The 14,759-nt window shown below is 70.0% G+C and carries 16 protein-coding genes and 1 pseudogene; 8 read left to right on the plus strand and 9 right to left on the minus strand.

Features of this window, described 5'->3' with window-relative positions:
• Nucleotides 1-435 precede the first annotated feature (435 nt).
• Both AB0M47_RS37970 and AB0M47_RS37975 read right to left on the minus strand, forming a co-directional pair.
• The gene (locus AB0M47_RS37970; RefSeq protein WP_363422840.1) at nt 436-1,569 is read right to left on the minus strand and encodes a fumarylacetoacetate hydrolase family protein; all 1,134 of its coding nucleotides are present in this window, start codon (nt 1,567-1,569) and stop codon (nt 436-438) included.
• 13 nt (nt 1,570-1,582) lie between these two features.
• The gene (locus AB0M47_RS37975) at nt 1,583-2,437 is read right to left on the minus strand and encodes a hypothetical protein (protein ID WP_363422842.1); all 855 of its coding nucleotides are present in this window, start codon (nt 2,435-2,437) and stop codon (nt 1,583-1,585) included.
• A 95-nt stretch (nt 2,438-2,532) separates the two neighbouring features.
• On the opposite strand from AB0M47_RS37975, the gene AB0M47_RS37980 reads away from it, so the two are divergent.
• Nucleotides 2,533-3,720 carry a homogentisate 1,2-dioxygenase gene (locus AB0M47_RS37980; protein WP_363422844.1) on the plus strand — a complete coding sequence of 396 codons (1,188 nt, stop codon included), beginning with the start codon at nt 2,533-2,535 and terminating at the stop codon, nt 3,718-3,720.
• A gap of 141 nt (nt 3,721-3,861) precedes the next feature.
• On the opposite strand, the gene ispF is transcribed toward AB0M47_RS37980, so the two are convergent.
• Genes ispF through AB0M47_RS37995 form a run of 3 tightly spaced genes read right to left on the minus strand, consistent with a single transcriptional unit; the run spans nt 3,862 to nt 5,577 of the window.
• Nucleotides 3,862-4,365 (minus strand): 2-C-methyl-D-erythritol 2,4-cyclodiphosphate synthase, encoded by a 504-nt coding sequence (gene ispF / locus AB0M47_RS37985; RefSeq protein WP_363422846.1) that lies wholly within the window; start codon nt 4,363-4,365, stop codon nt 3,862-3,864.
• The gene (gene ispD / locus AB0M47_RS37990) at nt 4,362-5,084 is read right to left on the minus strand and encodes a 2-C-methyl-D-erythritol 4-phosphate cytidylyltransferase (RefSeq protein WP_253758701.1); all 723 of its coding nucleotides are present in this window, start codon (nt 5,082-5,084) and stop codon (nt 4,362-4,364) included. The genes ispF and ispD overlap by 4 nt, the downstream gene beginning before the upstream one ends.
• Nucleotides 5,085-5,091: 7 nt before the next feature.
• Nucleotides 5,092-5,577, minus strand: a complete 486-nt coding sequence (locus AB0M47_RS37995; protein WP_027346704.1) for a CarD family transcriptional regulator — start codon at nt 5,575-5,577, stop codon at nt 5,092-5,094.
• Nucleotides 5,578-5,860: 283 nt separating this feature from the next.
• On the opposite strand from AB0M47_RS37995, the gene AB0M47_RS38000 reads away from it, so the two are divergent.
• The 5 genes from AB0M47_RS38000 to disA all read left to right on the plus strand — a co-directional run bounded on the left by AB0M47_RS38000 (nt 5,861) and on the right by disA (nt 10,623).
• Nucleotides 5,861-6,379, plus strand: coding sequence for a hypothetical protein (locus AB0M47_RS38000; RefSeq protein ID WP_363422849.1), 519 nt, complete (start codon nt 5,861-5,863; stop codon nt 6,377-6,379).
• Nucleotides 6,376-7,047: a UbiA family prenyltransferase gene (locus tag AB0M47_RS38005; RefSeq protein WP_363422851.1), complete on the plus strand. Its 672-nt coding sequence runs from the start codon at nt 6,376-6,378 to the stop codon at nt 7,045-7,047. Before AB0M47_RS38000 ends, AB0M47_RS38005 begins: the two co-directional genes overlap by 4 nt.
• Before the next feature lie 146 nt (nt 7,048-7,193).
• Nucleotides 7,194-8,009 (plus strand): hypothetical protein, encoded by an 816-nt coding sequence (locus AB0M47_RS38010; protein ID WP_363422852.1) that lies wholly within the window; start codon nt 7,194-7,196, stop codon nt 8,007-8,009.
• A gap of 76 nt (nt 8,010-8,085) precedes the next feature.
• Entirely contained in the window at nt 8,086-9,513 is a 1,428-nt protein-coding gene (gene radA, locus AB0M47_RS38015) for a DNA repair protein RadA (RefSeq protein WP_363422854.1), read from the plus strand.
• A gap of 42 nt (nt 9,514-9,555) precedes the next feature.
• Complete coding sequence (gene disA / locus AB0M47_RS38020; protein ID WP_253763720.1) at nt 9,556-10,623, plus strand: DNA integrity scanning diadenylate cyclase DisA; 1,068 nt, start codon at nt 9,556-9,558, stop codon at nt 10,621-10,623.
• A 4-nt stretch (nt 10,624-10,627) separates the two neighbouring features.
• On the opposite strand, the gene AB0M47_RS38025 is transcribed toward disA, so the two are convergent.
• From AB0M47_RS38025 to AB0M47_RS38035, 3 genes are all read right to left on the minus strand, one after another.
• Complete coding sequence (locus AB0M47_RS38025; RefSeq protein ID WP_363422856.1) at nt 10,628-11,305, minus strand: hypothetical protein; 678 nt, start codon at nt 11,303-11,305, stop codon at nt 10,628-10,630.
• A gap of 67 nt (nt 11,306-11,372) precedes the next feature.
• Nucleotides 11,373-11,924 (minus strand): peptide deformylase, encoded by a 552-nt coding sequence (gene def / locus AB0M47_RS38030; RefSeq protein WP_363422858.1) that lies wholly within the window; start codon nt 11,922-11,924, stop codon nt 11,373-11,375.
• Entirely contained in the window at nt 11,921-12,436 is a 516-nt protein-coding gene (locus AB0M47_RS38035; protein WP_363422860.1) for an ACT domain-containing protein, read from the minus strand. Before AB0M47_RS38035 ends, def begins: the two co-directional genes overlap by 4 nt.
• Before the next feature lie 51 nt (nt 12,437-12,487).
• Here AB0M47_RS38035 and AB0M47_RS38040 point away from each other — a divergent pair, with 51 nt between their 5' ends.
• Together AB0M47_RS38040 and AB0M47_RS38045 are read left to right on the plus strand one after the other, a co-directional pair.
• On the plus strand, nt 12,488-13,399 hold the full coding sequence (locus AB0M47_RS38040) for an A/G-specific adenine glycosylase (protein WP_363422862.1): 912 nt from the start codon (nt 12,488-12,490) through the stop codon (nt 13,397-13,399).
• Between the two features lie 52 nt (nt 13,400-13,451).
• Nucleotides 13,452-14,405, plus strand: a complete 954-nt coding sequence (locus AB0M47_RS38045) for a polysaccharide deacetylase family protein (RefSeq protein WP_363422864.1) — start codon at nt 13,452-13,454, stop codon at nt 14,403-14,405.
• A 57-nt stretch (nt 14,406-14,462) separates the two neighbouring features.
• On the opposite strand, the pseudogene AB0M47_RS38050 reads toward AB0M47_RS38045, so the two are convergent.
• Nucleotides 14,463-14,759: pseudogene (locus AB0M47_RS38050) on the minus strand (NDP-hexose 4-ketoreductase); the annotation flags it as partial.

A 14,759-nucleotide genomic window follows, 5' to 3' on the forward strand; every position in this document is an offset into this window, starting at 1 on the left:
GATGAAAAATGTGCGATCCCACCGAAGCAGAATCCGCTACTTTGGCACTGGCTTTACAAGCACCCTGTTGAGTTCTCAAAGAACAAGCACACACCGGACCGTGATCCCACATTGTGGGATCTTGCTCGGGGCAACTCGTCTAACTTACTCGGTCGAGTTCGCGGTGTCAACCCGCCTCGCCCGGTTCCCATAGAGACGCACACCACGAGTAGTGATGCTGTGTTTCCAGGGGGATCCAGCAAACGTGGCTCGGAGACATGATCCGCCGCTCCTTGCTGGCTTGACTACTTTAGCCGGTCAATTTCGCGAAGTCAACCCCGCACCGCCCGGTTGTAGCCTGCCCCGCTCCGGCCTTCCGATCCGAGTGTTTCCGGCTCGTTTGTCCGTTCCGCGCTGGCAGAGAGAACATTACGCAGACCCCGCAGGGACCGCAAATCAATTATCTCGAATCTTTCCCGCTACCGATCCGAGATCCACCCGGGACCCGTCCGGTCCGGGGGCGTACGCGCTGATCAGGACCTCGTCGCCGGCTTCCAGGAAGGTGCGCTGCTCCCCCGAAATTTCCCTCGGTTCGGTGCCACCCCAGGTGAGTTCGAGGAACGAACCGACCTGATTCCGTTCGGGACCGGACACCGTTCCGGAGGCGAACAAGTCCCCCGTACGCAGACTGGCCCCGTTGCTCGTGAGGTGTGCCAACTGCTGAGCCGGCGTCCAGTACATCGAGGCGAACGGCGGCCGGCTGACCTCCGCCCCGTTCCAGGTGACGGTCATCCGCAAGTCGAGCCCGAGATGCGGGGAGTCCGCGAGATGGTCCACGACCGGCGGATCCTGCGTCGGCGCGGCGACCCAGGCGTCGGCGAGCGCGGCGAGCGGGGTGATCCACGCCGACACAGACGTCGCAAAGGATTTGCCGAGGAACGGCCCCAACGGCTGGTACTCGAACGCCTGGATGTCGCGGGCGGACCAGTCGTTGACCAGCACCACCCCGAAGACGTGCCGCGCGAAGTCCTCCGGCGGCACCGGAGTGCCCAGCTCGGAGGGCGTACCGACGACGAAGCCGACCTCGGCCTCGATGTCGAGGCGGCGGCACGGCCCGACGACGCCCGGGGAGAGCAGGCCGGACGGCCGGGTGATCTCGGTACCCGACACCACTACGGTGCCGGCTCGTCCGTGGTAACCGATCGGCAGGTGACGCCAGTTCGGCGGCACCGGCGGCTGGCCCGGCCGGAAGATCCGGCCGACGTTCGACGCGTGGTGTTCGGAGGAGTAGAAGTCGACGTAGTCGGCCACCTCGAACGGCAGCACCAGCTCGACCTCGCTCAACGGGACCAGGAGTTCTGCGAGCGCAGGGCTGCTGACCAGATCCAGCAGCTCTCGGCGTACCCGTTGCCAGATGTCTGGGCCCGCGGCCAGGAACTTCTGGAGGGTGGGCGCGAGCAGTGCGCCGCCGGCGGAGATCGACCCGCGCGTCTCCGCCGCGTGGAGATCGATCAGGTGATCGCCCCAGCGGGCCGCGCACCGGGTTTCCCCAGTACGCCGAAAGACGCCATACGGCAGGTGATCGAGCACTGACCCTCCCGGGTTACAAGCCGAGCAGACCGAGCTGGATCAGGTCTTCCAGCGGCTCGGCGATCGAACAGGTGCCGTAGCCGACCCAGAGCGGGCGCTCGGCGTGACGGCGAGTACGCGCCGCCTCCATCAAGGTCAGCGGCTGAGTCGTCCCGATCACGGCCGCGACGTCGGCGACCTCGGCGCCCTCCGCGGCGGCGCAGGCGCCCGCGAGCACGTTGAGGAAACCGTGGTGGACGAAGCCGGTCTCCGGATCGGTGTGGCGCACAGCATGGTGCAGCCCGGCGGTGAGCTTGAACGGCAGCGCACGGTCGCGGCAGGCGCAGATCACCGCGGCGAGTTCCATCGGAGTGGGGAACAGTTCGGCGGCCAGGCCCCCGGTGCGGAACTTCGCCGCGACCGGCTGGCCGGCGGCGCGTGCTTCGGCGACGGTGTCCAGAGCGTCCAGCAATCCCCAGGTCAGCGGGATCTCGGCGTATCCCATGAGGTCGTGCTCGGCGAGCATCGCGAGCAGCGCTCTCAGGCCCGGCTGGGGATCCTCGCCGCGCTTGGCGACGGCCGTCTCCACTTGTTGCACCGACATCCGGGGATCGACCCCCGAGAGAGCGGTGGACAACTGGGGTAAGGGGAGGTCGCCGATGACGCCGACCTCGATCCGCTCGTCCTCGCGCAGCTGGGTGGCGGCTTCCTTCAACCCGGACGCCGGCAAGAGGAGCACTCCGACGAGGGCGGCGTACCAGGCGGAGCGGTGCTCTCGATGCCCGGTGAAGGCCTGCGGCAGCGTCGCGTTGCCCGGCGGGAACACGGCGGCATCGTCGAGCAACCGCTTCAGGAGCGGTGGGACTGATGCGCTCGCCGCCGTTGACATGATCAGGCAATCTAGCGGATGCTTTGCGGAGCGGACAAGTCTGTCCGATAATCGGACGATCGAGTATGCACAGCGGGCAATCTTGGGAGGTCACGATGCCGTACTACCGGAGCGTCGGGGAGATCCCACGAAAGCGACATACTCAGTTCCGCCAGCCGGACGGCACGCTGTACGCCGAGGAGCTGATGGGCCAGGAGGGGTTCTCCTCCGACTCCTCGCTGCTCTACCACCGGTACCTCCCGACGGCGATCGTGGCGGCCGAGGCGTACGACCCGCCGGCCTGGAGCCGCGTGCCCAACCGCCCGCTGAAGCCTCGCCACCTGCAGACGCACAAGCTGGAGGTCGGCGGCGCCGAGGCGGTCACCGGTCGCCAGCACCTGCTCGCCAACGACGACGTACGCATCTCCTACGTGGTCGCCGATACCCCGTCTCCGCTCTACCGGAACGCGGTCGGCGACGAGTGCCTCTACCTGGAATCCGGCCGAGCCGTCTTCGAGACCTCGTTCGGGCTGCTCGAAGCGGGCGAAGGCGACTACGTGATCATCCCGACCTCGGTGATCTACCGCGTGGTGCCGATCGGCGCGCCGGTCCGGATCCTGGCGATCGAGGCGACCGGGCACATCGGCCCGCCCAAGCGCTACCTCTCCGTACGCGGCCAGTTCCTGGAGCACTCGCCGTACTGCGAACGGGACGTCCGAGGCCCGTCGGCGCCGCTGCTCGTCGACGAGACCGACGTCGACGTCCTGGTCCAGCATCGGCGCGGATGGACGAAGTTCACCTACGCCCACCACCCGTTCGACGTGGTGGGCTGGGACGGGCACCTCTACCCGTGGGCGTTCTCCATCCACGACTTCGAGCCCATCACCGGCCGGATCCACCAGCCGCCGCCCGTACACCAGACCTTCCAAGGCCCGAACTTCGTGATCTGCTCGTTCGTCCCGCGCAAGGTCGACTACCACCCGCTGGCGATCCCGGTGCCGTACAACCACCACAACGTCGACTCCGACGAGATGCTCTTCTACACCGGCGGGAACTACGAGGCGCGCCGCGGCTCCGGCATCGAACAGGGCTCCATCTCGCTGCACCCGTCCGGCTTCACCCACGGACCCCAGCCCGGTGCGCCCGAGCGCGCGATCGGCGCGGACTACTTCGACGAGCTGGCCGTCATGGTCGACACGTTCCGGCCCCTCGACCTGTGCGACGCCGGACTCGCTTGCGAAGACGACGCGTACGCGTGGACGTGGGCTCGGCCCGGGGCCGCTCGGCCGGACGGCGCCGGCTGACGCTCGTCGAGCTTGCCCCCCGCGCTCTTGCTGGCTGCAGATCACGGTTATGCAGGCTTCCCGAGCGGCCTTTAGCCTGCGTGACCGTGATCCACAGGTAATACCGCGCGGGGCGCGCGAGCGGGCGCGCGCGAGCGGGCGTCAGGGGGTGCGAGGCCAGCCGAGTCCGGTGCCGGTGGGACGCGCCAGAGTCAGGAGGGCGACCGCAACCGCCGCCAGCCCTTCGGCGCGGCCGGTGAAACCGAGCCCGTCCGTAGTCGCGCCGGACAGGGTGATCGGCGCGCCCGCCGCTTCGGAGAGCACCTTCTCCGCTTCCGCCCGACGCTTGCCGATCCGCGGGGCCACTCCGATGACCTGCACGGAGACGTTGCCGATCTCGAATCCGGCGGCTCGAACCAGCCGGGCCGCCTCGGCCAGGAGCGTCACGCCGGCCGCCCCCCGGAACTCGGGCCGGTCGACGCCGAAGTTGGCGCCGAGATCGCCCAGCCCGGCCGCGGTGAACAGCGCGTTGCAGGCCGCGTGGGCGGCGACGTCGCCGTCGGAGTGCCCGTCGAGGCCACGCTCGCCCGGCCAGTGCAACCCGGCGACCCAGCACTCGCGGTCTTCGCCGAACGCGTGGATGTCAGTGCCGATGCCGACCCTCACGGGGCCACCTCCGCCGTCAGTAGTGCTTCGGCGATGATCAGATCGACCGGACGGGTGATCTTGAGGGCCAGCTCCGACCCCGGTACGCAGTGCACCGGCAGGCCGAGCCGCTCCACCATCCCGGCGTCGTCGGTATGCTCACCGCCCGCTTCCGCGTGTGCCTTGACCAGCACCTCACGCCGGAAACCCTGCGGAGTCTGCACGGCTCGCAGCTCGCTGCGGTCGACGGTCGCGGCGACGTCTCCGTTCGAGTCGACGCGCTTGATCGTGTCGACCACCGGAAGCACCGGGATGACCGCGCCGTGCCCAGCGCGTACCGCTGAGGCGACGGCGTCGACCAACTCCGGCGGGGTGAGCGCCCGAGCGGCGTCGTGGACGAGCACGATGTCGATCCCCTCGGGGACGACCGCCAGGGCTCGGGCGACGGAGTCTTGACGGCTGGCTCCACCGGCCACCACGACCAGGTCCGCGTCGACCCCCGTCAGCAGCTCTCGGACCTCGCTGACGAGGTGCGGGGGAGCGGCGACGACGATCAACCGGACCGACGCCGCGGCGGCCGCCCGCTTGACCGCGTGCACGAGCAATGATTCGCCGCGCAGTTCACGCAGAGCCTTGGGAACGTCGCCACCGAGCCGTACGCCGGCCCCCGCGGCGGGAACGAGAACCGCGGCATCACCACTTGATGTGGTGATGCCGCGGTCTGCGAGTTTTTCGATCACGGGGGTGTTATGCCTCGTGCAGCACCTTGTCGAGCAGAACCTCAGCCTCGTCCTTGGTGCTCCGCTCGGCGAGAGCCACCTCGCCGACGAGGATGTCGCGAGCCTTCGCGAGCATGCGCTTCTCTCCGGCCGAGAGGCCACGCTCGCGCTCGCGCCGCCAGAGGTCTCGCACGACCTCGGCGACCTTGAGCGGATTGCCGGAGGCCAGCTTCTCCAGGTTCGCCTTGTAACGCCGCGACCAGTTGGTCGGCTCCTCGGTGTGCGGAGCTCGCAGGACATCGAAGACCTTGGTCAGGCCCTCTTCTCCAACGACCTCGCGCACGCCGACGATCTCGGCGTTCTCAGCGGGGACGCGCACCGTCAGATCGCCTTGAGCGACACGAAGGACGAGGTACTGCTTTTCCTCACCCTTGATGATGCGAGTCTCGATAGCCTCGATGAGTGCGGCCCCGTGGTGGGGGTAGACAACGGTCTCGCCGACACTGAAAACCATAGGTACGAAACCCCTTTCGCTGTGTCTAGGGTAACACGGCTCCGCACTGATGTCCCACCCTGCGTCTCACCGTTAGCGCAGCTCACAGTGCCTGTAATAGTGAGCACTCCGGCTTGCGGGATCCGCGAAGAAGAGGCATGACGACCGGTTTAGGTGGGTATCCCAAGGATGCCAGGGGAGCCGTTGGTGACGGAGAGTGCCCGGAAGTTGACCGAAAGTCCCGAACGTCGAGGCGAAGAACGTCTGGCGCTCGGCCGCCCGCAGCGGCACACTGAAAGCCACCATGCAGGAGGAGTCCGGGGCGATGGGCACGCTGGGGAACGGGCTTCCCGACCTTCCACCCGAATGGGGCGAGGTCGTGATCCCGGACGATCCGGCAGAGCTCGATGAAGAGGCCGAGATCGTCCGTCGCGAACTGCGCCGGGCCGCCCGCCGGGCCCGCCGGGCCGAGCGGATGCGAGTCTGGCGCCGCCGCCTGCACCTGCCTGAGCGGATCGACGATCCGGACGAGCCGTCCGCGCTGCTCCCGCTGCTGATCCTCGCCATCGCCGTGCTGATCACCCTGGTCGGTCTCATCGCGGTCACCTGGAGCGGGGTGATGTCGCCCCGGGACAACCCGACCCCGATGCCGGCCAAGAGCGTGCCGCCGACCGGCAACACCGTCGTCACGGCCTCCGCCACGGCCTCGACGTCCGCGGGCGCCAGTCCGTCGGTCGCCGACGTCTCGGCCACGGCGAGCGCCTCGGTGATCGCCTCCTCGGCGAACGTCGCCTCGGTCAGTCCCCCACCGAGCACTTCATGAGCGCGGGGAGCACCGGGAGCGCGCTACGGCCCGTCTCGGCGTTGCTGCGCTGCTGCCATCCCGCTCCCGTCGCCGCCGTCACCATCCTGAGCGGCCTCATCGCGTACGCGGTGGGGCACCGCACGGCCGGGGTGCTCCTCGTCGCCGGGGTGGTCGGGACGAGTCAACTGGCCGTGGGCTGGGCCAACGACGCGATCGACGCCGACCGGGACCGGGCCGTACGCCGAGCCGACAAGCCGCTGGCCCTCGAATGGCCCCAGGGCCGGCCGTGGGTCGCCACCGCCGCCCTGATCGCCTCGCTCGCCATGATCGCCTTGGCCGTCTCGTCCACGCGTCCCCTGGCGGCCGGCGCGGCCGTCGTCGGACTGGTCAGCGCCCAGCTCTACAACTGGCCGCTCAAGGGCACCGTCTTCTCGATCGTCCCGTACCTGGTGTCGTTCGCCGCGATCCCGATGTTCATCATCGCCGCCGTCCCGGCCACCCCGCCGGGACAGCTCGTGGTGGCGGCAGCCTGCTTCGGCGGGGCGGCTCATCTACTCAACGCCGTCCCCGATCTGGAGATGGACGACGCGACCGGCGTACGCGGGCTGCCGCAGCGCCTCGGCGAGTCCCGCGCCCGCGCCGCCGGCGCCATCCTTACTGGCCTGGCCGTATTTGCACTCCTCTAACTCAGCCTGAGCGGATGGGCGGGTCGGCGAAGGCAGCGGATCTCCGCCAACTAGTCTGTCGAAGGAATTGCGCCCGTAGACCGGCCGTCGCCGGCCCCCCTGAGCGCACAGCCTTCATGGGTCTGAGGAGGACCGACGTGACGCGCGTGACTGAGCTCCCCGCCCGGTTCGCCCGGAAGAGCACGGGCCGGGCCATCGCGCTCGCCGCCCTGGCCGCGGCGACCACCGCCCTGGGCGCTTGCAGCGCCGGACAGGTCACGCAGACGGCGTACATGGCGCCCGCGGTGCCTGGCGTGAACCAGACGTTCAACGTGAACAGCAGCAACCCCGCGACGCAGGGCGGCAGCATCGCGCTCCGCGATCTCGCCGTCGTCTACGACACCAACAAGGGGTACGCCAAGGGCGGCTCGGCCCAGCTGCAGGTCGGCATCTTCAACGACACCCCGCAGCCGCTGAAGGTCGCCGTCACCGCGCCCGGTGCGGCCGCCTCGGTGACCGTGGGCAAGGGCGGCGCGTCCGCTCAGCCCACCGAGTCCCCGTCCCCCACGGCCACCGCCAGCCCGACCGCCACCGGCACGGCCAGCCCGACCGCGACCGGGTCGGCGAGCCCGAAGGCGAGCCCGTCGGCGACCAGTGCCGCCCCCAGCGGCCCGGCCACCTTCACGATCCCGTCGGGCGGCTTCGTCTCCTTCGGCCAGGGCGAGGGCCAGTCGCTCGTCCTGCAGGGCCTGACCGAGGCCCTCAAGCCCGGCGACCTGGTCCGCAGCGTCGCCTTCCAGTTCACGGTGGGCACCGACCTGCAGCTCAACCAGACGCCCGCCTCGCCGGCGGCCGACGCGGCCCCGACGGCGCGCCCGAACGACTCCTGCGTCTTCGCCAACGGCCAGGCCATCTGCCGGGTGCCGCTGTCGAACCCGCTCTCGCCGCAGCCCCGCGCTTCGATAGAGGTCAAGCACGAGTAGCACCTTTCGCTGAAACGAGGGCGGGCCCGGTCGGGTCCGCCCTCGTTTGTCGTAAGGGGACGCTACGGTTCTCGACGTGACCCGACCGACCAAGGCGCCGGCGAAGGCTCCCCGGCCCGCGTTCCTCTGCGACGCCTGCGGCTACCAGCCGCCGAAGTGGGTGGGCCGCTGCCCGGAGTGCGGCGAGTGGGGCTCGGTCGTGGAGTCGGCCCCGGCCGCGGCCGCCCCGATGGCGTTGCGCCAGATCGCACCGCGCATGCCCGGCGAGCCCGCCCGGCCGATCGCTGAGATCAGCCCCGTTCCGGCCCGAGCCGTCCCGACCCATGTCAGCGAGCTGGATCGCGTACTGGGTGGGGGTCTGGTGCCGGGCGGCGTCGTGCTGCTCGCCGGCGAACCCGGGGTCGGCAAGTCCACGCTGCTCCTCGACGTGGCCCAGCAATGGGCCGTCCATTCCGGGAGCAATTCGCTGGTCGTCAGCGGCGAGGAGTCGGTCAGCCAGGTCCGGCTGCGGGCCGAACGGATGCAGACCCTCCACGAGCGCCTCTACCTGGCGGCCGAGACCGATCTCGCGGCGCTGCTCGGCCACGTCGACGCGGTCCGGCCCGGCCTGCTCATCGTCGACAGTGTCCAGACCTTCTCCTCGCCCACCTCCGACGGCGTACCGGGTGGGGTCACCCAGGTCCGGGCGGTGACCGCGGCGCTGATCGCGACGGCGAAGGAGCGCGGCATCGCGACGATCCTCGTGGGCCACGTCACCAAGGACGGCAACGTCGCGGGGCCGCGCGTGCTGGAGCACCTGGTCGACGTCGTGCTGCAGTTCGAGGGGGACAAGCACTCCTCGCTCCGGCTCGTCCGAGGGCTCAAGAACCGCTTCGGCAGTGTGGACGAGGTCGGCTGCTTCGAGATGCACGAGACCGGCATCGCCTCGCTGCCCGATCCCTCGGGGCTGTTCATGACCCGGCATGCCGAGCCCGTGCCCGGCACCTGCTGCACCGTGGTGATGGAGGGCCGCCGCGCGCTGGTCACCGAGGTCCAGGCGCTCATCGGCGCGAGCCCGGCCAACGGCTCGCCCCGGCGGACCGTCTCCGGCCTCGACTCGGCCCGGCTGGCCATGCTGCTCGCCGTCCTGGAACGTCGAGGTCCGGGCAAGGGTCTGCACGAACGCGAGGTGTTCGCCTCGACCGTGGGCGGCATCAAAGTCACCGAGCCTTCGGTCGACCTCGCCATGGCGCTGGCCATCGCGTCGGCCAAGGTGAACCTCGCCACCGTCCCCAACCTCGTGGCCGTCGGCGAGGTCGGCCTGACCGGGGAGATCCGGCGGATCGGCAACGTCTCGCAGCGCCTCGCCGAGGCCGCCCGCCTGGGCTTCACCGTGGCCCTGGTGCCGGCCGGCTGCGCGCCCGCCAAGGGAACGGGCCCGGCCGGTCTGAAGGTGCACGAGGTCGCGGATCTGCCGGAAGCCCTCAAGATGTCGGCGCTGCTCGCCGCCGAGCGAACCCCGTAGACTGTGGCCGTGCCGAGCGAACGCGAACCGAGCTGGAACGCCATGGGTGGCGATCCGATCCGGGCCACCCTCGCCCGGATGGCCCCGGGCACCCCGCTGCGCGACAGCCTCGAACGCATCCTCCGTGGGCGGACGGGTGCGCTGATCGTGCTCGGTCACGACAAGACGGTCGAGTCCATCTGCACCGGCGGTTTCCCGCTCGACGTGGAGTTCTCCGCGACGCGGCTCCGCGAGCTGTGCAAGATGGACGGTGCCGTCGTGCTGTCGACGGACGGCACCCGCATCCTGCGCGCCGCGGTCCACCTGATGCCCGACCCCTCCATCCCGTCCGAGGAGTCCGGCACCCGGCACCGCACCGCCGAGCGGGTGGCCAAGCAGACCGGCTTCCCGGTCATCTCGGTCAGCCAGTCCATGCGCATCATCGGGCTCTACATCAACAGCACCCGCCACGTCCTCGACGACTCGGCCGCCATCCTCTCCCGGGCCAACCAGGCCCTGGCCACGCTGGAGCGCTACAAGCTCCGGCTCGACGAGGTCAGCGGCACGCTGTCCGCACTCGAGATCGAGGACCTCGTGACGGTACGCGACGCGTTGGCCGTCGTGCAGCGCCTGGAGATGGTCCGCCGGATCTCCGACGAGATCGCGGGTTACGTGGTGGAACTGGGCACCGACGGCCGGCTGCTGTCGCTCCAGCTCGACGAGCTGATGGCGGGCGTCGACGCCGACCGCACCCTCGTGATCCGCGACTACCTGCCGACCGGCCGCAAGGCGCGTACGGCGGATGAGGCGCTGGTGGAGCTGGACATGCTCAGCGCCACCGAGCTGATCGACCTCGTGGCGGTCGCCCGCGCGATGGGCTACCCGGCTTCCACCGAGGCGCTCGACGCCGCCGTCAGCCCGCGCGGCTTCCGGCTGCTCGCCAAGGTCCCCCGGCTGCCCGGGGCGGTCGTCGACCGGCTCGTCGACCATTTCGGCAGCCTGCAGCGGCTGCTCGGAGCGACGGTCGAGGATCTTCAGGCGGTCGACGGGGTGGGCGACGCTCGCGCCCGAGGCGTACGCGAAGGGCTGTCCCGCCTCGCGGAGGCGTCCATCCTGGAGCGTTACGTCTGACGCCTCACTTGATGGTGAGGGTGAACCCGTCGCTCAGCTTCGTACCGACCCGGCCGACGACCTGATACTTGCCCGGATCGGGTGCCGGCCCGGTCGGCGTACGCTTCGCCGTCGTGCTGCACGAGGTGCTGAGCTTGCCGTTCCACTCGACGTTGAACGACACCTCCAGCCCCTGCTGGAAGGTGTGCACGTTCGTGCCCCGGGGCGGGTCGCAGTCGTCGGAGGACCAGATCTTCTCCGCGCCCTGAACCACCCGCAGCTCCTGCAGGTCTGGCCCGATGTCACGGGTGCAGGTCCGGTTGGACACGTTCTTGATGTACAGATAGATCAAGACGCTGGCGCCCCGGTTGACGCTGGTCTGAACCGGCTTCGCGGTCACCTTCAGCTCGGCGTCCGTGCACGCGCGCGGGTCCACGGGTTCGTCGCTGGCCAGCGCGGTCTGGGTCGGCGCGGCCGAGGCGGACGGGCTCGCCGTCGGAGAGACCTCGTTGGCGGGGACGTTGTTCCCCGTCGCCGCGGCGCTGGGACTCTTCGTCGAACTGGGATTGCCCGACGCCGAGGTCTTAGGCCCCGACGTGCACGCGTATGAGACGAGGAGTGCGACGATCAGCACGCCTCCGAGCACTACCGCGCGCCGACGCCAATAGACAGCAGCCGGCAACGGACCCACCGTGAGTCTCATAATGCCCACACGCTAATGCCAGGGCGCTCCTGCGCAAAGCGTCGACACACCACCGGACGGCCGACAGTCACAAGTAGACCTTGCGCTGATAGAGGGCGTGCGCGCCGCTGACCCGGTCGAGGAACAGCAGGCCGGCACAGTGGTCGATCTCGTGCTGGAGCGCGCGAGCCTCGAAGGCGTCGGTCGTGAGCGTGATCTTCGCGCCGGTACCGGGCGCCTCCCCCACCACGACGACGCGGCTGGCTCGTTTGACGTCCCCGGTCAGGTCGGGCACCGACATGCAGCCCTCGCGACCGGGCCGCCAGCGGGTGGCCTCGACGATCTCGGCGTTGGCCAGGGCGTACGCCCCGTGCACGGTGTTGCTCTTGGGATGCCCGGTGACGTCCACGACGAACAGCCGGGCCGAGACGCCGATCTGCGGCGCGGCCAGCCCGACACAGCCGGGGGAGACGCGCATCGTCGCGAAGAGGTCGGCGGCGAGGCGTACCACCTCGGGGTCGGTCGGGTCGACCAGCTCACCCGGTCGCGCCAGCGCCGGATGAGGTGCGGTCAGCACCGGCCGGACGACACCCTCGACGCCCAGCGACTCGTAGCGGGCCAGCTCGTTGTCGGAGGTCACAGCAGGTCCGCCTCGGTCCGCCGGAGCGTCACCTCGACGCCCAGTTCCTCGCTGACCTCGGCCAGCCGGGCGGCGACCGCCTCGGTGCTGTCCTTCGGCAGCTCGACCTCGGCCACCAGCACGTAGAGCGGCCCGACCAGCCGGGTCGAGAGATCGGTGATGTTGCCGCCGGCCTCGGCCAGCGCCCGGGTCACCGCCGCCACGATGCCGAGCCGGTCGGCGCCGTGCACGCTCACCAGGTGGGGAACGCCGGCGCTCGGGCTGTCCTCGTCCGCGCCGACCTCGCGTACGCCGACGAGCAGGCGGCCGTCGGCGGTCAGCGGGCGCAGCGCCTCCTCGACCTGCCCGACGGACAGTTCTCCGGCGCAGATCAGGGTCATCGCGAAGTGCCCACGCAACCGGGTCATCGTCGAGTCGGTGAGGTTCGCCCCGAGCGTCGAGAGGACTCCGGTGACGTCGGCGACGATGCCCGGACGGTCGTGCCCGAGCACGGTGACGGCGAGTTCGGTCATCGGTGCATTGTGCTCCGTCCACCCTCCGGGACGGCACGTAGGGTGGGGGACATGCCGATCGCCGAGGTCGCTCTGGACTGGTTCGAGCGCAACGCCCGTGACCTGCCGTGGCGCGTACCCGGTGTGGGGGCGTGGCCGATCCTCGTCAGCGAGGTGATGCTCCAGCAGACGCCGGTCAGCCGCGTCCTGCCGGTCTGGACCGACTGGGTACGCCGCTGGCCCACCCCGGCTCATCTCGCGGCGGACACCGCCGCCGACGCCATCCGCGCCTGGGGTCGGCTCGGCTACCCGCGCCGGGCGATGCGGTTGCACGCCTGTGCGGAGGCGATCGTCGAACGCCACGACGGCGAGGTGCCCTCCCGGCTGGAGCAGCTGCTGGCGCTGCCCGGCATCGGGGATTACACCGCTCGCGCGGTCGCCGCGTTCGCGTACGGGCAGCGGCACCCGGTGGTCGACGTGAACGTGCGACGACTGGCTGCCCGCGCGGTCAGCGGGGCGGCCGAGCCCGGTCCCGCGACCACACCGGCCGATCTCGCCTTGGTCGAGGGGTTGCTGCCGGCCGAACCAGCGGTCGCCGCCCGCGTCAGTGCGGCGTACATGGAGCTGGGGGCAGTGATCTGCACGGCCCGTAACCAGAACTGCGCGGACTGCCCACTGACCAGCTCGTGTGCCTGGCTGGCCGCGGGCCGGCCGGCGAGCACCGGACCCTCGCGCCGACCGCAGGGGTACGCGGGCACGGACCGGCAGGTTCGGGGATTGATCATGGCCGAGCTGCGGGGGAGCAGTGAACCGGTGCCGAGCGACCGAATCGCATTGCTCTGGCATCTGCCGGAGCAACGCGACCGAGCCCTGGCCAGCCTGCTCGCCGACGGCCTGGTGACCCGGTCGGGCCGGGACCGCTTCGCACTTGCGGGCGAGACGCGGCAGGATTCGGTGATGAACACGGCGCGACTCGGTGATTAAAGTCGTCGCCTGATCGGTGGCGCTCAGCGCGCTACCAGCTTACGCTTCGCCCGTGAGCCCCCGCCGCAACCGTCCTATGTCGCACACCGGCCTCCGGCTGAGCATCGCCGCCTCCGTGGCGCTGCTCACCGCCGTCGTGGCTGCCTGCAGCAGCGGACCGTCGAAGCAGCCCACCTTCGCTCCACCACCGACCTCGGCGCCTGCCGGCGATGAGCCGACGCTCGATCCGACGCTCGAGGCCTCACCGTCGCCGTCGGACAGCCCGTCGGGCAAGCCTTCGTCCTCGCCGACCAAGCGGCCCAGCCCGACGCCGAGCACGGTGAAGGATCTGGCCTGGTACACGAGCCGGCTTCCGAAGTTCGGCCCCCTGCCGCCACCGGCGTCCGTCAACGTGGACGCCGGAACCAGTTCGCCGCTGTGGTTCAAGGTGCCGACGACGCAGAAGGTGGCCTTCCTGACCATCGACGACGGCGCGACGCGCCACCCGATGGCGTTGCAGCTGCTCAAAGCGTCCGGCGTACGCATCACGCTGTTCCTGACCCTGCAGTACGTCGAGGGGCACACCGACTACTTCAAGGCGCTCCAGGCGTCCGGGGCGGTGATCGAGAACCACACGATCACGCACACCTCCCTGAAGGGCAAGACGTACGCCTTCCAGCACCACGAGATCTGCGACGCGGCCGACCGGCTGGGCAAGCTCTTCGGCCGGCGCCCGACGCTGTTCCGCCCGCCGTACGGCAACTACGACGACACCACCCTGAAGGTCGCCCGGGAATGCGGGCAGAAGGTGGTCTTCTACTGGACCGAGACGGTCGACAAGGGCAAGGTCCGGTACCAGACCAGCAACCACACCATCCAGCCCGGGCACATCGTGCTGATGCACTTCCGGCCGGCGTACCCGGACGACTTCCTGGCGGTGCTGACCAAGATGAAGCAGTCCGGCGTTCAGCCCGCCCTGCTCGAGCAGTACGTCCAGGGATCGTGCGCCGGGGCGTGCGACGGCTGATCGAGTCATGCAGAAAGGGCGGGCCCGCGGGCCCGCCCTTTGCTGTTTCGCGATCTATCAGGCAGCCGACTCGGTCGGCGCCGCGGCGACCGGAGTCGCCTCGGCATCCGCCTCGTGCTCGGTCTCCCGCATCGATCCGCGGAAGACGAGCTTGGAGTTCTCGATGTCGGACGGGTCGCCTTCGCAGTCGACGACGACCTTCTGCCCGGACTTGAGCTCGTTGAACAGGATCCGCTCCGACAGCGAGTCCTCGATCTCCCGCTGAATGGTCCGGCGCAGCGGACGGGCACCCATCACCGGGTCCCAGCCCTTCTTGGCCAGCCACCGCTTCGCGTTCCCGGTCAACTCCAGCGT

The organism is Hamadaea sp. NPDC051192, from assembly GCF_040682475.1.
In the GTDB taxonomy this organism is placed as follows: Bacteria; Actinomycetota; Actinomycetes; order Mycobacteriales; family Micromonosporaceae; genus Hamadaea; species Hamadaea flava.

What these genes read in the sequence shown, in the direction of transcription:
- AB0M47_RS38035 (WP_363422860.1), bottom strand. Translation starts at nt 12,436, where the DNA reads ATGACCGAACTCGCCGTCACCGTGCTCGGGCACGACCGTCCGGGCATC.
- AB0M47_RS37995 (WP_027346704.1), bottom strand. Translation starts at nt 5,577, where the DNA reads ATGGTTTTCAGTGTCGGCGAGACCGTTGTCTACCCCCACCACGGGGCC.
- AB0M47_RS37980 (WP_363422844.1), top strand. Translation starts at nt 2,533, where the DNA reads ATGCCGTACTACCGGAGCGTCGGGGAGATCCCACGAAAGCGACATACT.
- AB0M47_RS38040 (WP_363422862.1), top strand. Translation starts at nt 12,488, where the DNA reads ATGCCGATCGCCGAGGTCGCTCTGGACTGGTTCGAGCGCAACGCCCGT.
- disA (WP_253763720.1), top strand. Translation starts at nt 9,556, where the DNA reads ATGGGTGGCGATCCGATCCGGGCCACCCTCGCCCGGATGGCCCCGGGC.
- AB0M47_RS38025 (WP_363422856.1), bottom strand. Translation starts at nt 11,305, where the DNA reads ATGAGACTCACGGTGGGTCCGTTGCCGGCTGCTGTCTATTGGCGTCGG.
- AB0M47_RS38005 (WP_363422851.1), top strand. Translation starts at nt 6,376, where the DNA reads ATGAGCGCGGGGAGCACCGGGAGCGCGCTACGGCCCGTCTCGGCGTTG.
- AB0M47_RS38000 (WP_363422849.1), top strand. Translation starts at nt 5,861, where the DNA reads ATGCAGGAGGAGTCCGGGGCGATGGGCACGCTGGGGAACGGGCTTCCC.
- AB0M47_RS37975 (WP_363422842.1), bottom strand. Translation starts at nt 2,437, where the DNA reads ATGTCAACGGCGGCGAGCGCATCAGTCCCACCGCTCCTGAAGCGGTTG.